The organism is Bradyrhizobium tropiciagri, assembly GCF_001189845.1.
In the GTDB taxonomy this organism is placed as follows: Bacteria; Pseudomonadota; Alphaproteobacteria; order Rhizobiales; family Xanthobacteraceae; genus Bradyrhizobium; species Bradyrhizobium tropiciagri.
In genome coordinates this window covers 18,788-45,123 of the sequence record NZ_LFLZ01000002.1, presented here as the reverse complement: position 1 = coordinate 45,123, position 26,336 = coordinate 18,788, and the positions used below count along the sequence as shown (strand labels likewise).

The 26,336-nt window shown below is 62.3% G+C and carries 19 protein-coding genes and 2 pseudogenes; 11 read left to right on the top strand and 10 right to left on the bottom strand.

Translation table 11 applies throughout. The features are described from left to right. Window positions 1-33: 33 nt before the first annotated feature. Both AKN84_RS02000 and AKN84_RS01995 read right to left on the bottom strand, forming a co-directional pair. Window positions 34-741 carry a molybdate ABC transporter substrate-binding protein gene (locus AKN84_RS02000; RefSeq protein ID WP_050419120.1) on the bottom strand — a complete coding sequence of 236 codons (708 nt, stop codon included), beginning with the start codon at window positions 739-741 and terminating at the stop codon, window positions 34-36. A gap of 38 nt (window positions 742-779) precedes the next feature. After that, on the bottom strand, window positions 780-1,730 hold the full coding sequence (locus tag AKN84_RS01995; protein ID WP_430649878.1) for a tripartite tricarboxylate transporter substrate binding protein: 951 nt from the start codon (window positions 1,728-1,730) through the stop codon (window positions 780-782). 175 nt (window positions 1,731-1,905) lie between these two features. Here AKN84_RS01995 and AKN84_RS01990 point away from each other — a divergent pair, with 175 nt between their 5' ends. The 3 genes and pseudogenes from AKN84_RS01990 to AKN84_RS01980 all read left to right on the top strand — a co-directional run bounded on the left by AKN84_RS01990 (window position 1,906) and on the right by AKN84_RS01980 (window position 6,060). Next, complete coding sequence (locus tag AKN84_RS01990; protein ID WP_050419118.1) at window positions 1,906-2,976, top strand: ABC transporter substrate-binding protein; 1,071 nt, start codon at window positions 1,906-1,908, stop codon at window positions 2,974-2,976. 127 nt (window positions 2,977-3,103) lie between these two features. Next, window positions 3,104-5,203: a molybdopterin oxidoreductase family protein gene (locus tag AKN84_RS01985; protein WP_050419117.1), complete on the top strand. Its 2,100-nt coding sequence runs from the start codon at window positions 3,104-3,106 to the stop codon at window positions 5,201-5,203. A 78-nt stretch (window positions 5,204-5,281) separates the two neighbouring features. After that, a pseudogene (locus AKN84_RS01980) lies at window positions 5,282-6,060 on the top strand (enoyl-CoA hydratase/isomerase family protein). Between the two features lie 61 nt (window positions 6,061-6,121). On the opposite strand, the gene AKN84_RS01975 reads toward AKN84_RS01980, so the two are convergent. Beyond that, window positions 6,122-7,396 carry a hypothetical protein gene (locus AKN84_RS01975; RefSeq protein ID WP_128970349.1) on the bottom strand — a complete coding sequence of 425 codons (1,275 nt, stop codon included), beginning with the start codon at window positions 7,394-7,396 and terminating at the stop codon, window positions 6,122-6,124. Here AKN84_RS01975 and AKN84_RS01970 point away from each other — a divergent pair. Beyond that, window positions 7,379-8,578, top strand: coding sequence for a YadA-like family protein (locus tag AKN84_RS01970; RefSeq protein WP_050419115.1), 1,200 nt, complete (start codon window positions 7,379-7,381; stop codon window positions 8,576-8,578). The genes AKN84_RS01975 and AKN84_RS01970 overlap by 18 nt on opposite strands. Window positions 8,579-8,637: 59 nt before the next feature. Continuing rightward, complete coding sequence (locus AKN84_RS01965; protein WP_128970348.1) at window positions 8,638-9,378, top strand: invasion associated locus B family protein; 741 nt, start codon at window positions 8,638-8,640, stop codon at window positions 9,376-9,378. 69 nt (window positions 9,379-9,447) lie between these two features. Here the strand turns inward: AKN84_RS01965 and AKN84_RS01960 are convergent, their stop codons facing one another. The 4 genes from AKN84_RS01960 to AKN84_RS01945 form a co-directional block, all read right to left on the bottom strand. Then, window positions 9,448-10,341 (bottom strand): 3'-5' exonuclease, encoded by an 894-nt coding sequence (locus AKN84_RS01960; protein WP_050419113.1) that lies wholly within the window; start codon window positions 10,339-10,341, stop codon window positions 9,448-9,450. A 234-nt stretch (window positions 10,342-10,575) separates the two neighbouring features. Then, window positions 10,576-11,004, bottom strand: a complete 429-nt coding sequence (locus AKN84_RS01955; protein WP_050419112.1) for a GlcG/HbpS family heme-binding protein — start codon at window positions 11,002-11,004, stop codon at window positions 10,576-10,578. After that, window positions 10,997-13,975, bottom strand: a complete 2,979-nt coding sequence (locus tag AKN84_RS01950; RefSeq protein ID WP_050419111.1) for an FAD-binding and (Fe-S)-binding domain-containing protein — start codon at window positions 13,973-13,975, stop codon at window positions 10,997-10,999. Before AKN84_RS01950 ends, AKN84_RS01955 begins: the two co-directional genes overlap by 8 nt. 139 nt (window positions 13,976-14,114) lie before the next feature. After that, the gene (locus AKN84_RS01945) at window positions 14,115-14,867 is read right to left on the bottom strand and encodes a GntR family transcriptional regulator (RefSeq protein ID WP_050419110.1); all 753 of its coding nucleotides are present in this window, start codon (window positions 14,865-14,867) and stop codon (window positions 14,115-14,117) included. Between the two features lie 131 nt (window positions 14,868-14,998). Here AKN84_RS01945 and AKN84_RS01940 point away from each other — a divergent pair, with 131 nt between their 5' ends. The 4 genes from AKN84_RS01940 to AKN84_RS01925 all read left to right on the top strand — a co-directional run bounded on the left by AKN84_RS01940 (window position 14,999) and on the right by AKN84_RS01925 (window position 19,712). Continuing rightward, the gene (locus tag AKN84_RS01940) at window positions 14,999-16,201 is read left to right on the top strand and encodes a pyridoxal-phosphate-dependent aminotransferase family protein (RefSeq protein ID WP_050419109.1); all 1,203 of its coding nucleotides are present in this window, start codon (window positions 14,999-15,001) and stop codon (window positions 16,199-16,201) included. A 53-nt stretch (window positions 16,202-16,254) separates the two neighbouring features. Beyond that, window positions 16,255-17,538, top strand: coding sequence for an MFS transporter (locus tag AKN84_RS01935; RefSeq protein WP_050419108.1), 1,284 nt, complete (start codon window positions 16,255-16,257; stop codon window positions 17,536-17,538). Between the two features lie 130 nt (window positions 17,539-17,668). Further along, window positions 17,669-18,865, top strand: a complete 1,197-nt coding sequence (locus AKN84_RS01930) for a pyridoxal-phosphate-dependent aminotransferase family protein (protein ID WP_050419107.1) — start codon at window positions 17,669-17,671, stop codon at window positions 18,863-18,865. Between the two features lie 49 nt (window positions 18,866-18,914). Further along, window positions 18,915-19,712, top strand: a complete 798-nt coding sequence (locus AKN84_RS01925; RefSeq protein ID WP_050419106.1) for an enoyl-CoA hydratase/isomerase family protein — start codon at window positions 18,915-18,917, stop codon at window positions 19,710-19,712. 376 nt (window positions 19,713-20,088) lie between these two features. On the opposite strand, the gene AKN84_RS01920 is transcribed toward AKN84_RS01925, so the two are convergent. Both AKN84_RS01920 and AKN84_RS01915 read right to left on the bottom strand, forming a co-directional pair. Beyond that, window positions 20,089-20,388, bottom strand: a complete 300-nt coding sequence (locus tag AKN84_RS01920; protein ID WP_050419105.1) for a hypothetical protein — start codon at window positions 20,386-20,388, stop codon at window positions 20,089-20,091. 970 nt (window positions 20,389-21,358) lie between these two features. Further along, complete coding sequence (locus AKN84_RS01915) at window positions 21,359-22,684, bottom strand: hypothetical protein (protein WP_050419104.1); 1,326 nt, start codon at window positions 22,682-22,684, stop codon at window positions 21,359-21,361. A gap of 618 nt (window positions 22,685-23,302) precedes the next feature. Here AKN84_RS01915 and AKN84_RS01910 point away from each other — a divergent pair. Further along, window positions 23,303-24,583: a glycosyl hydrolase family 28-related protein gene (locus AKN84_RS01910; RefSeq protein WP_128970347.1), complete on the top strand. Its 1,281-nt coding sequence runs from the start codon at window positions 23,303-23,305 to the stop codon at window positions 24,581-24,583. A 74-nt stretch (window positions 24,584-24,657) separates the two neighbouring features. Here the strand turns inward: AKN84_RS01910 and AKN84_RS48695 are convergent. After that, window positions 24,658-25,070, bottom strand: a pseudogene (locus tag AKN84_RS48695) (hypothetical protein). A 286-nt stretch (window positions 25,071-25,356) separates the two neighbouring features. Here AKN84_RS48695 and AKN84_RS44450 point away from each other — a divergent pair. After that, window positions 25,357-26,082 (top strand): outer membrane protein, encoded by a 726-nt coding sequence (locus tag AKN84_RS44450; protein WP_128970346.1) that lies wholly within the window; start codon window positions 25,357-25,359, stop codon window positions 26,080-26,082. The last annotated feature ends 254 nt before the right edge of the window (window positions 26,083-26,336 follow it).

Genomic DNA, 26,336 nt, shown 5'->3' with positions numbered 1-26,336 from the left:
CGCTTGCCGCTGCGCATTAGTCCCATCCTGGGTCTACGACGTTAAGGAGAGAAAGCCAGCTTGACGCCGTAGCTCCGATGTCTCCGACGACGTCAGCAACGCGATCAGGCGTTGCGCCTGCGGTGCAGCCGACGCCCGCGTCGGGATGGCAGCCGTATACATGGTCGCGAGCCCGCATCCCGGCGGCAAGGTGCCCGAAAGCACGACACCCGGAGTGCTGATGATCTCGGTCGATTGCGTGCAACCGATCGGTCGCCGGTCTCGGGACTCGGCCAGATGCCGCATCGCAGTCGCTCCGTTCGGAAAGATCTTCAGCCGGTCGGCGACGGCGTCAGTGATGCCGAGTTGCGTCAGCATCTTGGCGACATGAATGCCGGCGGTTGACGCCTTGGTATCCGGCACGAAGATCGCGTCCGCAGCAAGCAGGACGGTAAGCAGGCTTGCTGCGTCCTCGGCGCGCGCCGGTGGATCGCCCGCGCGGACCGCAAGCGCCGTTTCAACGCGGCCGATGTCGGCGATCGAGCTGCGCAAGACCAACCCTTCGTCGGCAAGCTTAGCGATCAGCGCAGCGGTCAGGATGACGATGTCGGTCGGAACGCCGGCCCGCAATCTGTCGGCCATGGCGCCGACCGCGCCAAAATCGCCGGCAATGCCGAGGCCGGTTTCGGCCTCAAACGCAGGTGCAAGGCTGCGCACCAGTCCCTGCGCCGCGCCGCCGCTCAGGATATTCAACGTCTTCATCCGCCCTGTTCCATCACCACGGTCCTGCCGCCACGTGCCTATTCGGTCTTGTCCAGTCGTTTGACAACGTCCGCCCACTTCACGATATCGGCGCGCAGGAATGTGTCGAATGCTTCCGGCGTCATCCTCATCGGCACCGCGCCCTGTTCGGCCCAGAGCTTCTCGACCTCCGGCCGCCTGACCGCTGCATTCACGGCCGTGTTGAGTCTGTCGATGATCGGCTTCGGCGTACCCGCTGGTGCCATCAGCCCGAGCCAGATCGTCGCCTCATAACCGGAAACGCCCGCCTCGATGGCCGTCGGAACGTCGGGGAGCACCGCGGAACGGGTCTTGCCGGTTGTGGCGAGCGCGCGCACCTGGTTTTCTGCAACATTCGGGGCCATCGCCGGCACGGCATCGATCATCATCTGGACCTGGCCACCGATGACGCCGCTGCGGGCTTCGCCGCTGTTGCGGTAGGGCACGTGCACGACGTTGATCCCGGCCATGGCTTTGAACAATTCGCCCGCCATGTGATACGGTGTCCCTTGACCCGACGAGGCGTAGTTCAGCTTTCCGGGCTCTGCCTTTGCGAGCGCGATGAATTCCTCGAGCGTCCTTGCCGGCACGGCGGGGTGAACCACGATCACGAGATCCGATGTGTTCAGCGATGCGACCGGCACGAGGTCGCGCATCAGCTCGTATTTGCGTTGGGGCACCAGCGATTCATTCGCGGTCTGAGTGTTCGACATCATCAGAAGGGTGTAGCCATCGGCGGGCGCCTTCGCGACCTCGAGTGTGCCGATCACGCCGCCGGCGCCGGTGCGGTTCTCCACCACGAAGGGCTGGCCGAGGCTTTCCTGCAGGATGCTGCCGATCTGCCGCGCAACGACGTCGGCCGGACCGCCGGGGCCGAAGGGAACGATGATTCTGACCGGCCGCGCGGGGTAATCCTCGGCGTCGGCATACGAGCCCGACATCGACACGGTCAGCAATGCCGCGACACACATCAAGGCGTACCGAAAGCCCGCCATTGATCGTCTCCCCCAACTTTAGTCTTGTTTCTTGATCAGAAGTCTAGCTGCAACCTGAAGGCTCTGTCGACGACAGACTCCGTCTTCGCGCATCGGAATAAGAGCGGGAAGACGGTGTACTCAAACTTCGCCATCACGTGCGGGGAATCAAATGAGGAAACATCCTGGGCTATCGCGGCGCGATCTGCTGAAGGGCTCCAGCGCCGTGCTGGCGGGCGCCGCCTTTTCAACGCGTGTGATTGCTGCCGCGCCACCTGCGGAACCGGTGACGCCGGCGCTGATCGAGGCCGCGAAGAAGGAAGGACAGGTCGTCTATTACACCTCGACCGATCTGCCGGTCGCCGAGAAGCTGGCGAAGGCATTCGAAGCGAAATATGCCGGGATCACCGTGCGTGTCGAACGCACCGGCGCGGAGCGCGTCTTCCAGCGGGTCGGCCAGGAATATTCCAGCAACATTCACGCGGTTGATGTCGTCAATTCCTCCGACGCCGCGCATTTCATCGTGTGGAAGCGCGACGGCATCCTTGCGCCCTATGTTCCGGAGGAGGTCGCGAAATACTACCCCGACGAGCATCGCGATCCCGACGGCCAGTTCGCGAGCTTTCGGGTCTGGCTGTCGATCATTGCCTACAACACCAACCTCGTGAAGGCCGAGGAGGCACCGAAGAGCTTTGCCGATCTGCTCGATCCGAAATGGAAGGGCAAGATCGTCAAGGCACATCCCGGCTATAGCGGCACCATCATGACCGCGACCTATCAGATGCAGCGCGATCTCGGCTGGAGCTTCTTCGAGCAGCTCGCCAAGCAGAACATCATGCAGGTGCAGTCCTCGACCGATCCACCGAAGAAGCTCGATCTCGGCGAGCGTGCGGTGATGGCTGACGGCAACGAGTACAACATCTTTCAGCTGAAGGAGATGGGCCGCCCGGTCGAGCCGGTCTATGCCACCGAAGGATCACCGCTCATTGTCGGCCCGAACGGCATCTTCAAGGACTGCCCGCATCCGAATGCCGCAAGGCTGTTCCAGTCGTTTGCGCTGGGGCGCGAGGGCCAGCAGCTCAACATCGAGATCGGCGGCCTGAGGTCTGTCCACGCGCAGGCCAAGGAGAAGGCCGGACGGACGCCGTTGAAGGACATCAAGACGATGAAGGACGACCCCGTCGCGGTGGAGCGGGAAGGCGAATCGATCAAGACGCGCTACAGCCGCATCTTCCGCGTTTGACGGACGGCGGGGACTGGTAGCCGCGCTGTCCGGACGGCGGTCGTCGCATGGCTCATGCCCGGTTTTTGCCCGGGCTGGGTCAATAATGCCCCTCGGCGGAGGGGATATTTGATGTTACCAATTTGGCATGAACCAGCATGCCAAGGTCGACATCCGCCATTCCACCTGTCCGCACGACTGCCCCTCGGCATGTGCGCTCGACGTCGAGGTGATCGAAGGACGTTCGATCGGCAGGGTACGCGGCTCCAAGCAGCAGACCTATACGGCCGGCGTGGTCTGCGCCAAGGTCGCGCGTTATGCCGAGCGCATTCATCATGCCGAACGGTTGATGCATCCGCTGCGCCGGACCGGGCCGAAGGGTTCCGGCCAGTTCACGCGGATTTCCTGGGACGAGGCGCTGGACGAGATCGCCGCGCGTTTCGACGCCGCCGAGCGCGAGTGCGGCGCCGAGTCGGTCTGGCCTTACTACTACGCCGGCACAATGGGGCTCGTGATGCGCGACGGCCTCAATCGCCTGTCGCATGTGAAGAAGTATTCGCGCTTCTACGGCACGATCTGCTCGACCATCGCGCGCATCGGCTTTGCCGCCGGGACCGGCAAGATCGCCGGCGTCGATCCGCGCGAGATGGGGGTTTCCGACCTCGTCGTGATCTGGGGCACCAACCCGGTGAACACCCAGGTCAACGTGATGACGCATGCATCGCGCGCGCGGAAGGAGCGCGGCGCGAAGATCGCGGCGGTCGACGTCTACAACAACGAGACCATGAAGCAGGCCGACATCAAGATCCTGCTGCGGCCAGGAACCGATGGCGCCTTCGCCTGCGCTGTGATGCACGTGCTGTTCCGCGAGGGATTTGCCGATCGCGAGTACCTTGCGCGCTACACCGATTGCCCCGATGAGCTCGAAGCGCATCTGAAGACTCGCACGCCGGAATGGGCCTCGGCGATCTCGGGCGTGCCGGTCGCGGAGATCGAGGCATTCGCGCGGCTGGTCGGACAGACCAAGCGCTCGTTCTTTCGTCTGGGCTACGGTTTCACCCGCAGCCGCAACGGCGCTGCGCAGATGCACGCTGCGTCGTGCATTCCCGCTGTCACCGGCGCCTGGCAATATGAGGGCGGCGGCGCCTTCTTCAACAATGCCGGAATTTGGCGCTTCGACGAGTCGATCATCGAGGGCCACGATGCGATCGATCCCACGACGCGGGTGCTCGATCAGTCGAAGATCGGCCGCATCCTGACCGGCGATGCCGAGGCGCTGCGCGGCGGCGGGCCGGTTAAGGCGATGCTGATCCAGAACACCAATCCGATGACGGTGGCGCCCGAGCAGGCGCTGGTGCGCCAGGGGTTCGCGCGCGAGGATCTGTTCGTGGCGGTGCATGAGCAGTTCATGACCGAGACGGCGCAGATGGCTGATATCGTGCTGCCGGCGACGATGTTCCTGGAGCACGACGACCTCTATTACGGCGGTGGCCATCAGCACATCTCGGTCGGTCCGAAGCTGATCGATCCGCCCGGCGAGTGCCGCTCGAACCACGAGGTGCTGCAGGGGCTCGGCCGCAGGCTGAATGCCGCGCATCCCGGCTTCGACATGACGCCGCGCCAGCTGATCGACGCGACGCTGAAGAAAAGCGGGCACGGCGATATCGGGGCGCTGGAGGCCGACATCTGGCGCGATCTGCAGCCCGATTTCCGCACCTCGCATTATCTCGACGGCTTTGCCCATGCCGACAAGAAGTTCCACTTCAAGGTCGATTGGGGCACGGTGCCGGTCGGTTCAGGAGGGCTGATGGGCGCGTGGGACAAGATGCCCTCGCTGCCCGACCACTGGACGATCATCGAGGAGGCGGACGCGCAGCATCCGTTCCGGCTCGCGACCTCGCCGTCGCGCAGCTTCCTCAACACCAGCTTCAACGAAACGCCGTCGTCGCAGGCCCGCGAGGGCGCGCCGACCGTGATGATCCATCCCGACGATGCGGCTGGCCTGTCGATCGCGGATGGCGACGCTGTGACGCTCGGCAACATGCGCGGCGAGACCACGCTGACCGCAAGGCTGTTCGATGGCGTTCGCCGCGGCGTGCTGATTGCCGAGTCGATCCATCCGAACAAGTCGCATATCGGCGGCCGCGGCATCAACATGCTGACCGGGGCCGAAGCCGTCGCTCCGGTCGGCGGCGCCGCGTTCCACGACAATAAGGTCTGGATCAGGAAGGCGCCGGCCGCCGCATAATCCTGCTTGCAGTCGGTGCCGATCCTGCCGCAAATGTCGGCTGACAACAGCACACGGGCAGGAAAGAAGGCGGGAAACATGACCGACAACAGCGTTCTTCTCGAAAAGCGCGGGCAGGCGTTCTGGATCACCATCAACCGCCCGGACAAGCGCAACGCGCTCAATGCCGGCGTGATCGCAGGCATCGCCAAGGGCTACCGCGAGGCGCATGACGACAAGGACGTGCGCGTCATCGTGCTGACCGGCGCGGGTGACAAGGCATTCTGCGCCGGCGCCGATCTGCAGAATAGCGGCGCCGCGTTCTCGATGGATTTCTCGCGTCCCAATGTCGACTACGCCGATTTGCTGAGGCTGTCGCAGAACGCGACCAAGCCCGCGATCGCGCGGGTCGGCGGCGTCTGCATGGCCGGCGGCATGGGGCTGTTGTGCATGACCGACATGGCGGTGGCCGCCGAGGGCGTGATCTTCGGCCTGCCGGAGGTGAAGGTCGGCGTGTTTCCGATGCAGGTGCTGAGCCTGCTGCAGTCGATCGCGCCCGCCCGCCTCGTCAACGAATGGGCGCTGACCGGCGAGCCGTTCGACGCCGCGACGGCCAAGGCTGCGGGTCTTCTCACTACGTTGTGCCGGCAGCCGAGCTCGACGCCAAGGTCGATTGGCTGATCGGCCGCATCGTCGACAAGTCACCGACCGCGATCCGCCGCGGAAAATACGCGATGCGCGCGATCGCGTCGATGTCGTTCGACGAGAGCATCGCCTACACCGAAAGCCAGATCGCGCTGCTCGCGATGACCGAGGACGCCAAGGAAGGCCTTAAGGCTTTCGGCGAGAAACGCAAGCCGACATGGACCGGGCGTTAGGCGGAGGGTCGATTGCAAGCTCTCCGAGCTAGAAGCGTGCACCGCCGTGGATAAAAGAAAATCAAGCGTGTCGATTGCTCGAAACGATTGAAGAATGAGGAGCGAGCACGCCTTCTGACAAGAGGCTCGTCCTGGCTCGCTCCTCGCGGCGCTTCTTGGCGGCCACGATCAATTGCTTCCGCGTGCGTTTGGCGTAGGTGGGTAGTTGTAGTCTCGAACGATGGCGGCCGGCGGCACGCAGTTCAGCGTCCGTAAGATCGCTGTCTGCGCCTTCGGTGAAGCCGCCGTGGCGAAAGGACGTAAATGAGAGCTCGTTCCGAAGTCCCGCTGCTATGATTATCTTTTTAACGACATGCCGAAGGTAGCGCAGATCCTTGCGCTCGGTGATCCACGGGAGAGGAGTAGGCGACGTGCGATGAGCATGATCGCGGCGAAACGCCAGTCCTGAAGCGACTGAGTCTTTGAGAGCATCAAGCTCCGCCATCAACTCAGGGAAGAGCAGCACACTGTTCTCATCGACCAAAGGCCACCAGGCTTCTTCGCCATTCTTTGGGTGCATAATCCTCACGCTGTTGGGGCGTTCTTTCGGTCGATAGTGCTCGATTTCGAAGACTCCGAATATATGTTCCTCGCGCTGCAGCCACTCCCAGGTCAGCAATGCGGCGGTTGCGATCGAGTGGTACCCCAGTCTCTTTGCGGCTTGCCTGAAGGCGACAAGCTCGTCCCAGGTTGCGGTAGGCGTCTCTCGCAGGGCCTGACCAGGGGCGCGCGATTTTAAGCCCATCCGCGAGAATGGGTTGATGGCTGGCACTTTCGTTTCCTGGGCGCGCTGACCAACGAACCAGGCGCGCCTGCAGGCGGTCATGGCAGCGTTGGCGAAACGCCGACGCTCGCGCTTGATGATGTTTCCGTCCGCGTCCTTGTATTGAACGACGAGCAGATTTGCATAAACCGCATCGACAAATGCTTTGGAAAAATCAGCAATCTGTTTCGAGCCCGCGCGGCTACCGTCGCTCAATTCGTGGTTGGCGAATAGCGCCAGGCCTTGGTCGTATAAGCGTTGGGTCTTGAAATCGATTTCACGCCATCGGTGGTTGGCTTTGAAAACGCCAACAAGCCAATCAAAAGTGCCAGGCACAGGAGACGCCGGGACCATGTCGGTCAATCCGCCCGAACGCCAGCTGTCGAAGGCAGGCAGCAGAATATTCTTGGTTCTGTTGAGAGCGGTTGCATAGTCTTCTCCCAGTGCTTCAGCTGTGACAGGGCAGCCTTCATTGCGAGCCCACGTTGGTGGCTCGAAGAAATTTCTGCACCGGCAATGGCGCAGGTCCAACACGGCGTGGTAACACCGGCCGTGCAGAAATTTCGGCCGCCCGGCGGCTGCACAGAGCAGCTCAGGCAGCAGTGGAAGGCGATGGGCGGCGAACTGGACTGCGCCGAACAGGAGCCGGTGCAGGTGCCGGCCCCACCTGCGACTGCACAATCGGTCCCGGCCCCGCAGCCGGTGTCGACGCCGCAGCCGGTGATCCAACCTCCAAGTCCGAAGGACATTGTCACGTCCAACAATGATAATCTCGGCAGATCGACAGCTTCGACCTTCGGAGGAGGGGCGATCTTTGACCCCACGACCGGGCAGGTTACTCACTTTTCAACACTTGTGAACGGAACGCCCTCCACCAATGTTGGCGGCGCGCTCGAAGCGATCGAACAACAGATTGCCACGATGAGCTCCTCCATGACCAACGATATCGGAAGCGGCACGATCGGGCTGGTCCGGCAGACGGACCCAACAGCGGCCGTGACCATTGCTGCCAAGACGGGCGGCAAGCTCGTCGATCTGACCGGCAGCGACGGCCGTCGGACCTTGACGGGCATCACAAATGGCGCAGTCTCGGCGCAATCGTCTGATGCGCTCACGGGGCAGCAGCTGTACCGGTCAGCCGATTCGGTCGCGACCTGGCTTGGCGGTGGCTCCCACGTCAATTCCGATGGAACCGTGTCGCAGCCCTCGTATACGATCCTCGATAGCACCTATCATGACGTCGCCTCTGCCCTGAATGCTGCGTCTGTGAACAGCATTCGATATGACGTCTCAGCAGACGGTCATCGCCTGAATTCGGTAACTCTGCAGGGCGGCTCTCCCGGCGCTGTAGCGCTGCACAATGTGGCCGCGGGTACTGCGGCGAACGATGCGACCAACCTGAAGCAACTGAATGACGGTCTCGCCGCGCTGGGTACTGAAGACCGGATGTATACAGATCGAAAGGTGGCCGCCGTGGACCGTCGCGCGCGAGCGGCTGGTTCGGCAGCGATGGCAGCGGCGGGACTCGCCTTCTCGGATGAGGCCAAAGGCGATCGCTCCGTAGCGATCGCGATCGGCACCTTCCGGGACTCGGTTTCATTGGCGGGAGGCCTTGCCTACCGCGTGAGTGATGCGGTGCGCCTCAAGGCCAGTGTGTCCTACACGCCGGACACGGGCGACGTCGGAGCCTCCGGCTCAATCGGCGTCAGATTCTGATCTCCTCTGCGCAGCGCCATTTTCGCTCGGATCCGCCGCCATCAATCCGGAAACAAGCCATGCCCAGGTCACGCTTGCCTCGTGTTGCTGCTTGGCTCTTGCCATTGGCCTTGGCCGGCTTGTCGGCGGCGATCGCGTCCGATCCTGCACCCCGGCCTTCGAGTCAGACTGGAGCGGCCCCCGCCAGCATTGTATCCGAGCCGGCAAAGGCAACTTCGCTTGGATTCGAGTGGGCGAGCGTCTTCACGCCAGGAAAATCGGCCGCGGCGGGCGACTACACCCGCACGATCAGGCCTTTCTTCGATTGGATCCAGGTTTGCGATGAGGTCCGCAACGCGCGGCGCATCTGCTATCTGGAAACGATCTCGCACGGTGATGCCGCGCGATTGAACTGGCGTATCGCGCTCACCAAGGATGGACGATCGATGGCGCTGATCATGCTGCCACGCGACAGCAGTGCGGAGGTCGGTGTCACGGTCTCCTTTGGCGGCTTCGCGCGCGTCGTCAAGCCGCTGATCTGCGACCAGGCGCTATGCGCCGCAACGTTTCCTGCGGACGCCGCTTTGATCTCGTTACTGGGACGTGAGGACCATGCCACGATCGTGTTCGAGCGAGTTGGCAAGCCCATCACGATAATGGCGAGCTTGCGGGGCCTTATGTTGGCACTGACGGATCTTTCGCAGGCGGTGGCTCCTGCCACCCCGGCACGCCCTCCAGCGAAGCCCGTGGCGCGCCGGACATCGACCGAAGCCGTCGCTGCCACCCCAGGCGACGGCGGCCCCTGGAAGGGCATCCGATAACGCTTCGCCTGATAACTCCCACATGGTCAACGTTCGGGCTGGAGCGTTTTCTTTGCGCTCGAAAGCGCCCTATGCCCTCGCTGAAAAGCGGTCGAATGCGGTGAGTGTCTGGATCCGCACCTCAACTTCCCTTTGATAGATCGTGCTCTGCAGATATTCGATTTCGGCTGTCTGATTGGGCTCATCGACGTCAATGTACCAGGACCGCGGCCGGCCATCGGCGCCGTCGCTCCAGCGATAGCCGCGGCGCTTGAGCTCGTCCTTGAGCTCGAACGGCGACTGCTCAGCCCAGATCCGGATCGTCTTGCGGCGGGCTCGCTCGAGCAGCACGGAAAGCACGGTGCGATCGAGCTGGGGCAGGGTCATGGCGAGGATTTCGAGCAGCGCCAGGCAATCGTCGACCGCCCGGTGCGCCTCGTGAAACAGCCCGGCTTTCATCAGGAGATAGGACAGGCGCGATCCCTCGAAGCCAAGGCCGCGCCATTCGACCTCGCTCACCGAGCAGGCCCAGGCCTTGTGCGTGAACAGGGGCGCATAGCGCTCCATGAACTTGCGATCGAAACCGGCATTGTGGGCGATGACCACGACCGCATCGGAGATGAAGGCGTTGATGCGCTCCTTATCGAGGCCGTGGTGCTTGACCATCTCGTCGGTGATACCGGTCAGCGCCGTGATCTCGATGGGAATTGCGATCGACGGCTGATTGAAGCAACTGAAAGTATCGATGACCCGGCCGATCCTACCGTCGGAAAGATAGGTGAACTTGACCATCCCGAGCTCGATGATCTCGTCTTTGGCCGTATCGAGTCCGGTGGTTTCGACATCGAGCAGGATTGCGATCTTGGTCGATTGCCCGTCGCTTGGAGCAAATTCGGAGCGGGGAACCAGCCGCCGCAGCACCCGGTAATCGGGTGACTGCTCCAGCATGCCGGCGATCTCGGCAAGAGTCGGCTGAACGGTCATATTGGGCCGTGTGAGAACATAGAGCTTGTTTGATAGCTCGCAAGTCTATCCGATCGGATCGGGCCCGGCATCGCAGCCCCTGTGGATAGGTCATTGGTGCGCGGAGAGTTCCTGGCACCAGGAGGGCTTCTCCCGTCGAACCGGATTGACGATCCGGTCGATCATCGTCCTATAATTGAAAGCTGTACTTGTTTGAACCAAGCGGCGAGAGCGGCGAAGACCAAACAGCTGTTGTCATCCGATGTTGGCCTTCAGGCCGGCGGCTTCGATGCCAGCTACGGCGCAGATCTCGTCATTGTCCGAGGTGTCGCCGCTGACGCCGACGGCGCCGAGCAGGGAAGAGCCGTCCATGATCAGCACGCCGCCGGGGACCGGCACCAGCCGGCCCTGCGCCAACGTGTTCACGGAATTGATGAAATAGGCCTGCTCCTGGGCGCGCTGAAACAGCGCCCGCGATCCCATCCCGAGCGCCAGCGCGCCATAGGCCTTGCCATGGGCGATCTCTGCCCGCATCAGGCTGGTGCCGTCCTGTGCCGCCGTCACCTTCACCGCGCCGCGCGCGTCGAGAATGGTGACGACAAGCGGCTTGAACTTCTTCTCGACGCCCTTGGCCAGCGCGGCATCCAGAATCTTGCGGGCAGTTTCGAGAGTGAGCTCAGCCATGGGCCTCTTCCTTTGTCGGTGACAATCTGTCGGAATTCGATGTCGCACGTTTCAGGCTCATCGCCAATACGCTGGCGACATGCAGCGGCGTGCGGCCGCTGCCGTCCTTGATCTGGTGCCGGCAGGAGGTGCCGTCGGCCACGATCAGCGTCTCCTGGTCGGCGCTCCGAACCGAAGGGAGCAGCGACAGCTCGGCCATTTCGATCGAGGCCTGATAGGTGTCGGCGCCATAGCCGAACGCGCCGGCCATGCCGCAGCAGCTCGACTCGATGGTCTTGACGTCGAGGCCCGGCACCAGGCGCAGCACCTTCTCCACCGGCTTGAATGCGCCGAAGGATTTTTGGTGGCAATGACCATGCACCACGGCCGTGCCGGCGACCGCGCCGAGCGGCAAAGCGAGGCGCCCGGCCTCGGCCTCGCGCACCAGAAATTCCTCGAACAGCAGCGCGTGCGCGCTGACCGTTTTGGCGGCCTCATCCGAACGCAGCGAGAGCAGCTCGTCGCGCAGGGTCAGCAGGCAGCTTGGCTCGAGACCAATGATCGGCACGCCGCGGGCCGCGAACGGGACGTAGGTCGCAACCAGCCGGTCAAGCTCGGCTCGGGCCTGCTCCACCAGTCCGGCCGACAGGAACGTTCGCCCGCAGCATGGCGGCCGCCCGCCGTCCGATGGCCTCGGCAGATGCACGCGATAGCCGCCGGCGACAAGCACCTCGATCGCGGCGTCGAGATTCTCCCGCTCGTAGCCGCGGTTGAACGTGTCGGCGAACAGCACCACTTCGCGGCCATCGGCCGGACCCAGCGCCGTGGCGTCGGGCCGGAACGTGTCGCGGCGAAAATCCGGCAGCGCGCGCCTGGCGCTGATCCCCGCGAGTTTCTCGAACAGCGCGCGCAGCAGCGGGCTGCGGTTACGCCAGTTCGCGATCGGGGCAAAGCGCGCGGCGAGATCGAGGTAGCGCGGCAGATAGCCGACCAGCCGGTCACGCAGCGACAGGCCGTGCGTCGCGGCGCGCGCGGCCAGTACCTCGATCTTCATCTTGGCCATGTCGACCCCGGTCGGGCATTCATGGCGGCACGCCTTGCAGGAGACGCAGAGCTTCAGCGTCTCCATCATCTCGTCGGAGGCGAGCGCGTCCGCCCCCAGCTGGCCCGAGATCGCGAGCCGCAGCGTATTGGCGCGGCCGCGGGTGACGTCCTTCTCGTTGCGCGTGGCGCGATAGGACGGGCACATCACGCCGCCTTCGAGCTTCCGGCAGGCGCCGTTGTTGTTGCACATCTCGACGGCGCCCTGGAAGCCGCCGCCGGCGCCAGGATAGGCCGACCAGTCGAGCACCGTCTTCAATTCGCCGACGCGATAGTCCGGCGCGTAGCGGAACAGCGAGCGGTCGTCCATCCTGGGCGGATCGACGATCTTGCCCGGATTGAGCGTATTGCCGGGGTCGAAACGCTGCTTCACTTCGCGGAAATCGGCGACGATGCGCGCGCCGAACATCGTCTCGTGGAATTCCGAGCGCACCAGGCCGTCGCCGTGCTCGCCGGAATGCGAGCCCTTGTATTCACGCACCATCGCGAAGGCTTCCTCGGCAATGGCGCGCATTGCCTTGACGTCCTTCTCGAGCTTGAGATTGAGCACTGGCCGCACATGCAGGCAGCCCTCGGAGGCGTGCGCATACATGGTGCCGCGGGTGCCGTGCTTGGTGAACACGGCATTGAGCCGTTCGGTGTAGTCGGCGAGACGCGGCAGCGGCACCGCGCAGTCCTCGACGAACGAGACCGGCTTGCCTTCCTGCTTCATCGACATCATGACGTTGAGGCCGGCGGCGCGGAAATCGGCGATGCCGGTCTGCAGCGCCGGCTCGACGAGCTCGACCACGCCGCCCCATTTGCGCTGCGGTCTGTCCCAGCCGAAGCCGAGATCGCTCATCAACTCGCCGAGCTGCTTGAGTCGGGCGAGATTGTCAGCCTGATCTTCTTCGGCGAACTCGACCACCAGGATCGCGTCGGGATCGCCGCGCACCGCAGCCGAGATGATCGGCTGGAACATCGCGATCTCGCGCCCCAGCGCGATCATGGTGCGGTCGACCAGCTCCACGGCAATGGGTCGCAGCTTCACCAGATGCTGGGCCGCGTCCATCGCCTCGTAGAAGCTGCCGAAATGACAGACGCCGAGCGCCTTGTTGCGGATCACGGGCCACAGCTTCAGCTCGACCTGGGTCGTGAAGGCGAGGGTGCCCTCGGAGCCGACCAGCAGATGCGCCATGTTGTTCGGCGCATTCCGCGGCACCAGCGCGTCGAGATTGTAGCCGCCGACGCGGCGCTGCACCTTGGGGAATTTGTCCGAGATCTCGAGCGCCTCGCGCTCGCCGAGATCGAGCATGTCGCGGAACAGCTTCAATCCGCTGTCGGAGCCATTGATCCGCGTCAGGTCGCGCGGCACCTCGCCGAAATGCAGCAGCGTGCCGTCGGCGAGCGCCGCATCCATCGACAGCGTGTTGTCGCGCATCGTGCCGTAGCGCAGCGAGCGGCCGCCGCAGGAATTGTTGCCGGCCATACCGCCGATCGTGGCGCGTGACGCGGTCGAAACGTCGACCGGAAACCACAGCCCGTGCTTCCTGAGTTGCCGATTGAGATCGTCGAGCACGATGCCGGGCTCGACCACACAGCTGCGGTTCGCGACGTCGAGTGAAATGATCTTGTTCAGATGTTTCGACAGGTCGACCACGATGCCGTCATTGACGGTCTGGCCGCATTGCGAGGTGCCGCCACCGCGCGGGGTCACGATCCGCCCGGCGTCGCGGACGATCGCAAGCGTCCGCAGCGCCTCGTCGACGGTCCGCGGCACCACCACGCCGGCCGGCATGATCTGGTAGAACGAGGCGTCGGTCGCGTAGCGGCCGCGGTTGAAGGCATCAAAAAACACGTCGCCGGTCAGGTCGGACCGCAGGCGCTGTTCGAGCGATGAGACGTTCTTCATCCCAGATCCGATGTGATCCATGACGTGACGCAGGCGCCTGCTCAGCTCATGGATTATGCATTCTCTCGAGTTTAGAATTACATTATGAATTCAAAACGGGCAAGGATCGCGATCCAATCGCAATCCCTTGGCCCACCCTTTAGTCGCCCTGGGGCGTCGTTTCCAGGTCGGCGCCCTGGGCTTCCGCGAGGTGATCGATCGCGGCGGATCGCTTGTTGCGCAGGTGCTGGAACAGGATGTCGCTGAGCTCGCTTGCTGCTCGCCGCCGCAGCGCATCGAGGATCGCCTCGTGCTCGCGCATCGCCTCCGCCCAGCGTTGCCGCTTGCGGGCGAAATTGGCGGAATAGCGCACGCGACGGATCCGGCCCGCGAAGTTGGCGTAGGTCGTCTTCAGCGTCTCGTTGCGCGCAGCCGCGACGATGCTCTCGTGGATCTGCTGGTTGGTCTGGAAATAACCGTGCATGTCGCGGTGCAGATAGTGGCCGTACATCTCGTAGTGCAGGCGCTCGATCGCGGCGATTTCTTCGTCCGTGATGGCTTCGCACGCCAATCGTCCGGCCAGGCTCTCCAGCCCGGCCATGACGTCGAACAATTCCTCGAGGTCGCGCTGGCTGAGCTGGCGCACCCGCGCGCCGCGATTGGGCAGGAGCTCGATCAGGCCTTCGGCGGCCAGCACCTTGAGCGCCTCGCGCAGCGGCGTCCTGGAGATCCCCAGCATCTCGCAGAGCTGGCGTTCCGGAACGCGGGCGCCCTCGGGAATGTTGCCTTCCACCACATAGTCGCGCAGCCGCAGCAGGATCTCGCCGTGCAGCGAGGCCTCCTGGCGGTCGCCGCCGTTACCGATGGTGGGCGGGGTGATCGGAACCCCGGTTTCGGGAATCGCGGATTTCATATTCTGAACAATAATTTGCCGGCGCGGTCGCGTCGACGTCCTCAATAGAATACCAAAATTGGATTGAAAAGACAAAAAATGAATGCAAAATAGCTTCACTAAGGCCGGAATCCGGCGATTGGGAGGTTCTCATGCATCAAGGGCGCCATTTTCTGCAGATTCCCGGGCCGAGCCCGGTCCCCGATCGCATTCTTCGCGCGATGGATATGCCGGTCATCGACCACCGCAGCGCGGAGTTCGCCGCGCTTGGCCGGACGGTCCTCGAAGGGAGCGCCAAAATCTTCCAGACCAAAGGTCCGGTGGTGATCTTCCCGTCTTCGGGCACCGGCGCCTGGGAAGCTGCGATCGTCAACACGCTGTCGCCCGGCGACAAGGTCCTGATGGTCGAGACCGGCCACTTCGCCACGCTGTGGCGGCAACTCGTCGGCCGGTTCGGCATCGAGGTCGACTTCATCTCCGGTGACTGGCGCCGCGGCGCTGACCCCGCCCAGATCGAAGCAAAACTCGCTGATGACACCGCGCACAGCATCAAGGCGGTGATGGTCGTCCACAACGAGACCTCGACCGGCGCGACCAGCCGAATCGGTGACATCCGTGCGGCCATCGACCGTACCTCGCATCAGGCGCTGTTGATGGTCGACACCATTTCCTCGCTCGGCTCGGTCGATTACCGGCACGACGAATGGAAGGTCGACGTCAGCGTCAGCTGTTCGCAGAAGGGGTTCATGCTGCCGCCCGGCCTCGGCTTCAACGCGATCTCGGAAAAGGCCCGCGCCGCGTCGCGCAGCAACAAGATGCCGCGCTCCTACTTCGATTGGGAGGAGATGCTGAAGCCGAACGCCAACGGCTTCTTCCCCTATACGCCGGCAACGAACCTGCTCTACGGGCTGCGCGAGGCCATCGCGATGCTGCTGGAGGAGGGGCTCGACAACGTGTTCGCGCGCCATCAGCGGCTGGCCGCGGCGACGCGTGCCGCCGTCAATCATTGGGGGCTCGAGGTGCTGTGTCAGGAGCCCGCCGAGTTCTCGCCGGTGCTGACCGCGGTGCTGATGCCGCCCGGCCATGATGCCGACCAGTTCCGCAAGGTCGTGCTTGACAATTTCAACATGTCGCTCGGCTCCGGCCTGTCGAAGGTCGCCGGCAAGGTGTTTCGCATCGGTCATCTCGGCGAATGCAATGAGCTGACGCTGCTTGGCGCGCTCACTGGCGTCGAGATGGGGTTGTCGGTCGCCGGTGTGCCGCATCGCGCGGGCGGCGTCGCGGTTGCGATGAAGCTGCTCGAGCAGCGCGACCAGCGCAATGCGTCGTCGCATCTGAAGGTGGTCGGCACCTAGCGCGTCGCGAACGCCAACGACTTAAGAAAAATCGCGGATCAGGGAGGGGATGTATGAGGCTTCGGTTCAAGGCCACCCACGTCGTGTTGGCCATGCTCTGCGTGATGTATTTCATCACCTATGTCGACCGGGTGAACATCGGTACCGCGGCCAGTGAGATCCAGAAGGAGCTCGGCCTGTCCAATACCGAGCTAGGCCTGGTGTTCTCGGCGTTCGCCTACCCGTATCTGCTGTTCCAGGTGATCGGCGGCTGGGTCGGCGATCGCTTCGGGCCGCGCCAGACCCTGTTCTGGTGCGGCATGATCTGGGCGGCGGCGACCATCATGACCGGCTTTGTCCATGGTCTCGCGGCGCTGTTCGTCGCGCGGTTCGCGCTCGGGTTCGGCGAAGGCGCGACGTTTCCGACCGCAACGCGCGCGATGCAGTACTGGACGCCGGCGAACCGCCGCGGCTTCGCGCAAGGCCTGACACACTCGTTTGCGCGGCTCGGCAATGCGGTGACCCCGCCGGCCGTCGCGCTCCTGATCCTCTGGCTGACCTGGCGTGGCGCATTCGTCGTGCTCGGTATCGTCAGTCTGCTGTGGGGTATTGTGTGGGTCTGGTACTTCCGCAACGAGCCGAAGGACCATCGCTCCATCACCGAAGCCGAGCTTGCGACCTTGCCGCCGCGCCCGCAGGGCGAACGGCCGAAGGTGCCGTGGGGACCGCTGTTGCAGCGGATGTGGCCCGTGACACTGACCTATTTCTGCTACGGCTGGTGCCTGTGGCTCTACCTCAACTGGCTGCCGCTGTTCTTCAAGAACAATTACAGCCTCGATCTGAAGAACTCGGCGCTGTTCGCATCCGGCGTGTTCTTCGCCGGTGTCGTCGGCGACAGCATCGGCGGCGTCATCTCCGATCGCATCCTCGAGCGCACAGGCAATGTGCGCCTGGCGCGGCTCAGCGTGACAATCGTGGGTTTCGCGGGCGCCCTGCTGTCGCTGATGCCGATCCTGTTCGTGCACGACATCACGGTGGTCGCGCTGTGCCTGTCGGCCGGCTTCTTCTGCGCCGAGCTGGTGATCGGCCCGATGTGGTCGATCCCGATGGACATCGCGCCGAAATATTCCGGCACCGCCGCGGGGATCATGAATACCGGCTCGGCCTTCGCGGCCATCGTCTCGCCGCTGGTCGCCGGCTTCGTCATCGACGCCACCGGGAACTGGTACCTTCCGTTCCTGATGTCGATGGGCCTGCTGCTGCTCGGCGGTTTCTCGGCATTTCTGATGCACCCCGAGCGGCCGTTCGAGGAGGCCGGCGCACCGGTCGTGCAGCGCAATGTGGTGGCCGCCGAGTGAAGGGGCTGTAGGCCTTATTGGAGCGCCGTCAGATATGCATGACGGCCCCCCGCCGGGCCTAGGACAAACCCGGCGAATAGTGATATGCGAGCGGCTCACCACGACCAAGACAAGACCGGGAAAGACGCTCATGACCGTGCATAGTGGAAGGCATTTTCTGCAGATTCCGGGACCGACCAACGTGCCGGACCGGGTGCTGCGGGCCATGGATATGCCGACCATGGACCATCGCGGTGCCGAATTCGCCGAGATCGGCTTTGCCGTGATGTCGGCGATGCAGCGCGTGTTCCGCACCAAGCAGCCCGTGATCATCTACCCCTCGTCGGGGACCGGCGCCTGGGAAGCCGCGATCGTCAACACCCTGCAGCCCGGCGACAAGGTCTTGATGTGCGAGACCGGCCAGTTCGCCGTGCTGTGGCACGGCATTGCCGACAAGTTTAAGCTCGACGTCGACTTCATTGCGGGCGACTGGCGCCACGGCGCCGACCTTGAGCAGATCGAGGCCAGGCTGTTCGCCGACAAGGCGCACAAGATCAAGGCCGTCTGCATGGTCCATAACGAGACCTCGACCGCCTGCGTGACCTATCCGCTCAACGTCCGAAAGATCCTCGACACGCTGAAGCATCCGGCGCTTTTGATGGTCGACACCATCTCCGGCCTCGGCTCGCTGGAATATGAGCACGACGCCTGGGGCATCGACGTCTCGATCGCGGGGTCCCAGAAGGGGCTGATGCTGCCGCCCGGCCTCGGCTTCAACGCCGTGTCGGAGAAGGCGCTTGCCGTGGCCAAGGCCAATCCGGGCATGCGCTCCTATTGGGATTGGCAGGAGGTCATCAACATCAACAAGGCCGGCACCTGGCCCTACACGCCCGCGACCAACCTGCTGTTCGGCCTGCGCGAGGCGGTGAAGATGCTGGAGGAGGAGGGGCTGGAGAACGTCTTCGCCCGCCACAAGCGCCACAGCGAAGCGACGCGCGCGGCGATCGAGGTCTGGGGCCTGGAGACGCAGTGCCAGGAGCAGGGCGCGCATTCGCCGGCGCTGACCGCGGTGCGGGTGCCTGACGGCCACGACGCCGACCATTTCCGCAAGGTCGTGCTGGATAATTTCGATATGTCACTCGGCACCGGCCTCAACAAGGTCAAGGGCAAGGTGTTCCGGATCGGACACATCGGTCACTTCAATGACCTGATGCTGATGGGCACGCTGTCCGGCGTCGAGATGGGGCTTGATCTGGCCAAGGTGCCGCACCGCGGCGGCGGCGTGCTGGCGGCGATGGACGTCCTGAAGGGGCGCGACGCCGCGCAGGCCTCCAAGGCCGTCGCTTGAAAAGGCCATCGCCTGAAAGTCGAATCGTAACGAACAGAAAGAGCGAGACATGAACACGCCCGTCGCACCGACCGAAGACCTGATCTATTCCGTCGCGGACGGGATCGCGCGCATCACGTTCAACCGGCCGCAGGCGCGCAACGCACTGACCTTTGCGATGTATGAGCAGATGGCCTCGATCTGCGAGAACATCAATCAGGATCACGCCATCAAGGCGCTGATCGTGACCGGCGCCGGCGACAAGGCGTTCGCTTCGGGCACCGACATCTCCCAGTTCCGGGCGTTCAAGACCGCGCAGGATGCGCTGGATTATGAGGCGCGGATCGACCGGGTGCTGGGAACGCTCGAACAGTGCCGCGTGCCTGTCATCGCCGCGATCGCCGGCGCCTGCACTGGCGGCGGCGCTGGCATCGCCGCGTGCTGCGACATCCGCATCGGCACCGAGGCGACGCGGATCGGCTTCCCGATCGCGCGCACGCTCGGCAACTGCCTCTCGATGTCCAACATCTCGCGCCTGGTGTCGCTGATCGGTCCGGCGCGGACCAAGGACCTGATCTTCAAGGCGCGCCTCGTCGAGGCGCCGGAAGCGTTGGCGCTCGGGCTGCTGAACGAAGTCGTCCCCGATGTGGAGACCTTGCAACGCCGCGCCGACGAGACCGCGAAGCTCGTCGCCGGCCATGCGCCGATCACGTTAGAGGTGACCAAGGAAGCGGTCCGCCGCATCCGCCGCACGCTGTCGCGCGACGAAGGCGAAGACCTGATCCTGCGCGCCTACATGAGCGAGGATTTCCGCGAGGGCATGGACGCCTTCCTCAACAAGCGTGCGCCGAACTTCAAGGGTAGCTAACGCTTGTTCTAGGCGCTGGCACGTTCGCGAAAAGTCGAGTTTTTGTGTTAGATCAATGTCATTCCGGTCTTTCTCCTCTTGCAAACAATACTCGGCTTGTCGAATGGGTGCGCAGAAGCGCGTGGTGCGGCTCACAAGTTCAAGCTGCGTCTATCCCCGCTTCCGCTACCACAAGTTTTGGGTACTGCAGGTCGTTGGTTCGAATCCAGCTGCCCCGACCATCTAATCCGTTGAAACTGCCTATACATTTTTCCTCCGTTTTGACGATTGCGGCGCCCGCGCCACCTCGGGGAAGCACCGGGGAAGGGCGGGCCAGGTTTTCGAGCGCGCCTAGGTATTAGGGTGCACCCTTTGGCGCTCCCGAGACGGGTCAGCCTTAGTGAAGGCAGACAGAGCCGGCGAGGGCCTCCGCGCGTGCCGTCAGCATTACTTGAGCCGACGCCAAGGTCACCGCAGCGTCAATCTCCACCATGTTTCCGGCAAGGGGGCGAAATTGACCTGCGGCCTCACCACCGAGCGGCGCCAGCATGGCCGCGGCGATCGCGGAACTCACCTGGCAGCGGACGAGAGCATTTCCATCCTCGACATCGAGGAGGACGTCCACACCGTGGCGAGCGAGCTCGCGGCCGATTGAGATTTCCTTGCGATCAATCTTGGAAGCGGTTGCGGTGCGCATAACGTTTTGCCTTTCGAGCAAGAATGAAGCCCAGGGGCGAAATGACCGACGTTAGACGGCCCCGCGCGCCTTTAGGCTCGCGCCTTGGACATGCGCGCGCGGCCCCTGGACAAAATGGTGTCGCCGACTAACCGGAATGGCATTCGGCTAACGTTCGGGCTTTCGACCCGCGATCAGAATGCGCTCTTGGGGAAGATCAGCAACGAAAATTTTGTCTGAAAAAGTCTAATACGAATACCCGACGTGCACGCGATTGAGAGCGCTTCATTTTCTTCCGCTCTAGCGCATTTGTCGGTTTTCCAAATTCGCATGACCATACAAAAAGTGCCTGTGCCGCACCGGTTTCTGTGACTCATGGAGTCGCGCGCGGCCAACAATTTCGCTAGACTGGAGCGTATTCTCGGGAGGCGTGCATGAGAAAAGCCAGGCCATCGGAAGATCCTGCAGTCATTGCACTGAGCAGACTCCCTCGCTGCCGGCGACGATGACGAAGAGTACAACGTCGCGATCGCGCAGCTCGAGACTTGTCCCGCGCTGACAGCGCAAGGTGTGCGAGCGAAGCGCAATCTCGAGCGATCGCGCCAGGCGGCGTTAGAGCAGGGCGATCGCCTCACGTTTGACGGACGCATTATGATGCAGCGACTCGCTGATACGATTGACGAGGGGCTTTCGTTGTTGACGCGTGAAGCGCAGCGCCGCGCGCCGCGGCGTCCAACCCCGGAGGGTGGCCACCCCACCCCCCGGCAGGGGGTGCCGAGCTAAGCGTGTCGGGCCGCCGAACGCTTCCGCTAATTTTCAAAATCCCAAAAAGTCTCGGTCTTCCGACCTCGCTCTCGTCCGCAGCTGTCGATGCGGGGAGCCGTTGTCTGCCCGAAAGGCCGCACTGTCTGCAAGCTAAGCAGGATTCCTTCCACGCCGCCGACGCCGCAGTGTGTTGATTGCCCCTGTCCTGGAGACTTGAAGAGATCAGCTACTGCGTCGTAACCGCAATCACGTTTGGCGCCGGCAAGCTCTTTGCTGAACTCTGCAAAGCTAGCAGGTCCGTCAATAGCTGTAGTATACGGCTGGATGTGTCCGCACTTCCTGACGGATCAACGGCGATTGCAAACGGTTGACTTCGGAAATAGACCCATGGCTCCCCTGGAGAGGGCAAACGACGCTCGATGTTAAAGAGCCGGTAGCTTGCTGTCTCGTTCAGTTTGAGTTCGAGCGACGTTTCTAAGCCGTTTGCAAGGCCGAGTTCAGTCCGCGCCATTTCGCCGAGGAAGTAGATCATGCCCTCGAGCGATCGGATCGAAATGTTGAGGCCTTGGGCTACAGCATATTTTCTGCCGCCGAGAGCCGTAGAAGTTGAATTTGCGCCGCAGTAGTATTGCTCGCCGATTTCGATCGAGAGCGCCGGCTGATCGCCTGAGAATCCCAATGGGACGGAGAGACGTCGATTTGGCCGACCAACGATCGTCAGGTCGACGTTTTCTCGATAGGCTTTGGGTACCTCGAAGTTGCGCCGGAAGCAGAAGCGGTAGCCACCACCATTCTCGCGCTGCAGTTGATACGACGATTTTCCGTCAATTTTGGTTGGCAATTCTTTCAGTGTGGGCGGTGTGGTACTTGCTCCGATAATGGCCGAAAGCAGCTTAGGATCTTTGGCCTCGCTTTCCGTCAATACAGGCCCGATTGGCGCCGCCTTCTTGTCCGTCGCTTCGACGCTCAGTCCTTGTTGCAGCAACGCGTCAATTGCGTAGTAAAAGGCAAGAAAATAGCTTCGCTTGTCTCCGCGATTTCGAAGGATGTACTTTTTTCCATTCGCCGTAACCTCAATGTCTGAAATAAAAAGCGGTAGAAGTTGAGATGGCGTAAGGCCGTTTTGTCCATCGAGCATGTAAAAAGCAATTTGCTGCATGGATAGGGGCGTCTGGATTCCGGAATAGAATTCCTGGTTGTTCAGATTGCCCACATTGACGGTGTTTTGTCCTTGGAGGGTTACGCTGGGTGTGAGGCTAGCGCCACGGGCGGCAGCCGCGGCTGCTGCATTCATCGGAAACGGGATACTTGCCGTCGGTTGCGTGCTGACCGTTGATAAGCCCGAGACGGTCGTTACATCGGTGAATTGGAGCGGCTCCGCATAGGCTGCTCTCAGTACATTCATCAAGATTGTCGAACGCTTAGCTTCGGACGTCTGATCGTTATACTGGATGGCGCGCCCATTAAACTCATCAACCAGAGCGCAGCCACCTAGCAGAACAACACAAACTGAAAAAAGCGTCTTTGAAAATAGTCTTGTGACCGGCCTCATCGGTCCCCCCTTGACAGCCTAGACAATGTCGCGCGAACAATATCCCCATTGCTATCTTATGTTGCGCTTGCCTTGACGCAAGCGAGATTTTTATTGGAGAGTCATATGGCAAAGGTGGGTAAGCCTCGCTTTCGGTCAGCGGCTGAGCTTTTCGAGAAAGCCGGGACGCTGGATGTTTCCCACCGCACATTTACGGGCATGATTAAGCCAGCTGCCGACGATGAATCGGTCCTCTTCGCGCGGACCGGCGATTGCTCAACTTGGATTTCGCTACCGCTCGAGCATATCGAGGATGTCGCCCCAATTCGATGGGTGCATTGCGGTGACCAAAGATATCGACAGGTCCACGTCACAATGAAGGCACCCACGACACCCGAAGCCGGTGCGTTTGCTAATCTCGCTTCCTTTCATCACGCACAATTAAATGACGTCGGGCCTCCTGGCACGAGTTCGTGTCACTACGATTGGAAGCACGATCGCATCGTTTGTTCCTGACGCTCCTTGGAGCCGCAATACGCGTGGGTTGAGCGCGGCCCATCGGGTGGTTTGAAGAGTCAACGACAAAGGTGTTGTGCAAGAGGCCACGCCTCTTCTGGCGCTTCGAGCGGCGCGCTGCCGTTGCCGATCGCGGCGATCGATTCACTTTTCGACAACCGTTTCGCAGTTACAATTCCATTCACGGACGCAACGCCGCTTCGCCGACGGCAACACCGCGCAACCCACATCAACCCGTCGGCAGCCATGGCCTCCCCAACGAAATACACCCGTCAGCACGATTACGTCTCGTATCAGAATTCGAATCCGAACCGGCCGCTGCCGGCAACGAAGGTCAACGCCGATCTGAATGCGGTCGCGCTGTCGACGTCCGAGATCATTGATTTTCTGAAGGGTATCGCGCGCGCCGACGGGAAGATCCAGAACGGCGCGATCGGGTTCGATCAGCTTTCACCCGCACTGCAGAGTGCCGGGGTCGCACCGGCGGATGCTTGGGCGGCGTCGACCGACTACACCGTCGGGAGCAGCGTCATTGCCGAGGGGGCGCTGTATCGATGCCAGGTTTCTCATACGTCGGGGATATTCGACACCGATCTGGCCAAGGGTCGTTGGCTGTTCATCGCCAACATCGCATCGGGTACGCAAGGCCCACGAGGTGATCAAGGTCCTCAGGGGCCGGAAGGTCCGCAAGGCGTGCCTGGCCCGGACTCACTTTCCCCGTCGGGAACGGCCGGCTTCGCCGCGCTGTCGGACGGAACCAAACCCGTGTGGGCGGGCTTCCTTCAGACCGGCACTGGCGCCGTTGCGCGCGCGTGGCAGGACAAGCTGCGCGATTTTGTCAGCGTCAAAGATTTCGGCGCAGTCGGTGACGCGATCACCGACGATACCAACGCATTCAAGGCCGCGATCGTGGCGTTGCCAGGCGGCGGAGTAATCCTCGTCCCGCGCGGCGCCCGTTACCGCATTACTGCCTCCCTGCCGCTGCACAGTGGTCTGGAGTTCAGGGGAGAGGGTTGCACCAACGGAGTCTTCGGCGTGCCATCCGGCGCGGAGCGGCCTTCGTACATCTTCCTGGATGCTGACACGGGATCACTGTTTACGCACTCGGCTGGCGTGCAGATGGAGAGTGTCCGCTTCTATGATCTGTCTTTCGGGACGCGTGCTGACCCGAACACGACGCCGCGCGGTTCGACCACCTGTTTCTCGTTTGAGGGATCGTATCCGAACGACATCAAGCATCTGACTTTTGTCCGATGCCAATTTTCGAATTTTGGCGCCTATGCGATCCGCGTACGAGATCCGCTCGCTCCTAGTGCCAATCCAGACTGGAACGTCTGCCCTGTTACGATGGACACCGACGCGAAAGGCGTGCCCCGCCGGCATAGGGACCACCGCGTACTTTAGCGTCGGCTTCGAATCTGTGATCCGGCAGCTTCTTGCTCGCTCATGCTCGCAACCTCGGTTTGTCGCTGTAGCCGTTACCGCTCCTCGGGCCACCAAGTCGAAGGAGGATTCATGGCGGAGATCTTGTTCGTCCGCAATGCCACCAAATGACTGCGCTTGAACGGAAAGCCGCTCGATCGAGAGCATTGCTTGCACCGCATGTAACGCTCGAGTTCGTGGATCGGCGTCCATTTTGGTCGCCGCACAATGTCGAGCGTAACCGTCTGATGAGTCTCGCAGCCGAGGCACTTCACCTCGAGATAGCGATAGCTGGCGTTGAGCGCGTCACCGAGGGCGGGCGAGGTTGGGCGGGCCCTTGGAAGGCGAGCATGCGGGCGTTCCAGGCCTGACAGGCGGCCGTGTCTGCCGTCAGCCTCGCTTCCTTGGCTCGCTCAGCCAGATGCCTGACCGTCGCGCCGAACATGTATTCCCTGGATTTTGAGCCCATTGGCCAATCATTGCGCTGAATCCGATGAGCGGGAAGCCGCTAGGATTTGTTCGTGGTCAACATGAGCCGGCTAGAGGTTGGTCAATTCCACATTGGCAAACTGCAATCGGTGGGTGTGGAAATGTACGGCTGTTGCCCTGAGGTCATATCAATCTCTACGACGCTAGTCTAGCAAAATTCCCGCGTTAGTTGCGCGCTGTCATCAGGAGATTGAAATGAAGAAACTTGCACTCGTAACGTCACTTCTTGCGTTTCCGTTTGGCACGCGCTGGCAGCGGACATAGCGGTGAATAGTCCAATTGCACCAATCGCCGCGGCTCCGTCATGGGCTGGGTTCTATCTCGGCCTTCATGGTGGTTACGGCTGGAATGACGATGATTTCAGCCAAACCGTCTTTCCGGGCGTCGCCGTGGTCGGCTTCAAGTCCCAAGGATGGGTCGCAGGTGGGCATGCCGGGTACAATTGGCAATTTGGATACGCAGTCGCGGGTGTGGAAGGCGATTTCAGCTCCACCGGTATTAAGGGAGTGAGTGATCCAGTTGCTGGTCTTCTTACTCCTGTTGTTCCGTTCACTGCGACCGTGAGCACTGACATAAAGTATATCAGCACCGTGCGCGCGCGTCTCGGCTTCGCTGCCGACGGGCTCGGTTCGAGCTTCATGCTTTACGGTACTGCTGGTGCGGCTTGGGAACGAGTCGATGAGACCACGACTCGAATTGTTCCAACATCGCCATTTGTTGCAGGAAGCATTAGCTCCACTACAACACCGACCAACCTTTTTGGCTGGGTGGCAGGTGTCGGCGCCGAAGCCAATGTGCTTAGAAGCAATTGGATCGCTCGTCTTGAGTACTTGCACTACGACTTCGGCAGCGCACATGAGCAAGTGACCAGCATCAACCCCGGATCTCCCCTTCTCAGTTCAGCGGACAGGGGAGGAAGTCAGACATTGGATGTTGTTCGTGCCGGCCTCTCTTACAAATTCGGCGCGGACGCGGTTGTTGCGCGTTATTGAGTTTCGTCGCAACTCGAACGCAGCGCCGCGCGCTCATGACCTACATGCGGCAGCGACTGCGGCTTCCCCGCAGTCGCGCCATCCCTGACGGGATCGATGGATGGCAACGCATGCTGTTCGCGAGCCGATTTGGTCTCTTTTTGCGGCGTGCAGCTTCGGCAACGGCGTGAGTCATCAACGGACTTGATCGACCCGGTCGCCGGCTTTGACCGGTGGGGCGGAGGGAGAGGTGGTTTAACGCCTCATGCGGCTTC

Excerpts from the sequence above, each read along its gene's own strand:
- AKN84_RS02000 (WP_050419120.1), bottom strand. The coding sequence starts at position 741 with ATGAAGACGTTGAATATCCTGAGCGGCGGCGCGGCGCAGGGACTGGTG.
- AKN84_RS01995 (WP_430649878.1), bottom strand. The coding sequence starts at position 1,730 with ATGTGTGTCGCGGCATTGCTGACCGTGTCGATGTCGGGCTCGTATGCC.
- AKN84_RS01990 (WP_050419118.1), top strand. The coding sequence starts at position 1,906 with ATGAGGAAACATCCTGGGCTATCGCGGCGCGATCTGCTGAAGGGCTCC.
- AKN84_RS01985 (WP_050419117.1), top strand. The coding sequence starts at position 3,104 with ATGAACCAGCATGCCAAGGTCGACATCCGCCATTCCACCTGTCCGCAC.
- AKN84_RS01970 (WP_050419115.1), top strand. The coding sequence starts at position 7,379 with ATGGCGCAGGTCCAACACGGCGTGGTAACACCGGCCGTGCAGAAATTT.
- AKN84_RS01965 (WP_128970348.1), top strand. The coding sequence starts at position 8,638 with ATGCCCAGGTCACGCTTGCCTCGTGTTGCTGCTTGGCTCTTGCCATTG.
- AKN84_RS01960 (WP_050419113.1), bottom strand. The coding sequence starts at position 10,341 with ATGACCGTTCAGCCGACTCTTGCCGAGATCGCCGGCATGCTGGAGCAG.
- AKN84_RS01955 (WP_050419112.1), bottom strand. The coding sequence starts at position 11,004 with ATGGCTGAGCTCACTCTCGAAACTGCCCGCAAGATTCTGGATGCCGCG.
- AKN84_RS01950 (WP_050419111.1), bottom strand. The coding sequence starts at position 13,975 with ATGAAGAACGTCTCATCGCTCGAACAGCGCCTGCGGTCCGACCTGACC.
- AKN84_RS01945 (WP_050419110.1), bottom strand. The coding sequence starts at position 14,867 with ATGAAATCCGCGATTCCCGAAACCGGGGTTCCGATCACCCCGCCCACC.
- AKN84_RS01940 (WP_050419109.1), top strand. The coding sequence starts at position 14,999 with ATGCATCAAGGGCGCCATTTTCTGCAGATTCCCGGGCCGAGCCCGGTC.
- AKN84_RS01935 (WP_050419108.1), top strand. The coding sequence starts at position 16,255 with ATGAGGCTTCGGTTCAAGGCCACCCACGTCGTGTTGGCCATGCTCTGC.
- AKN84_RS01930 (WP_050419107.1), top strand. The coding sequence starts at position 17,669 with ATGACCGTGCATAGTGGAAGGCATTTTCTGCAGATTCCGGGACCGACC.
- AKN84_RS01925 (WP_050419106.1), top strand. The coding sequence starts at position 18,915 with ATGAACACGCCCGTCGCACCGACCGAAGACCTGATCTATTCCGTCGCG.
- AKN84_RS01920 (WP_050419105.1), bottom strand. The coding sequence starts at position 20,388 with ATGCGCACCGCAACCGCTTCCAAGATTGATCGCAAGGAAATCTCAATC.
- AKN84_RS01915 (WP_050419104.1), bottom strand. The coding sequence starts at position 22,684 with ATGAGGCCGGTCACAAGACTATTTTCAAAGACGCTTTTTTCAGTTTGT.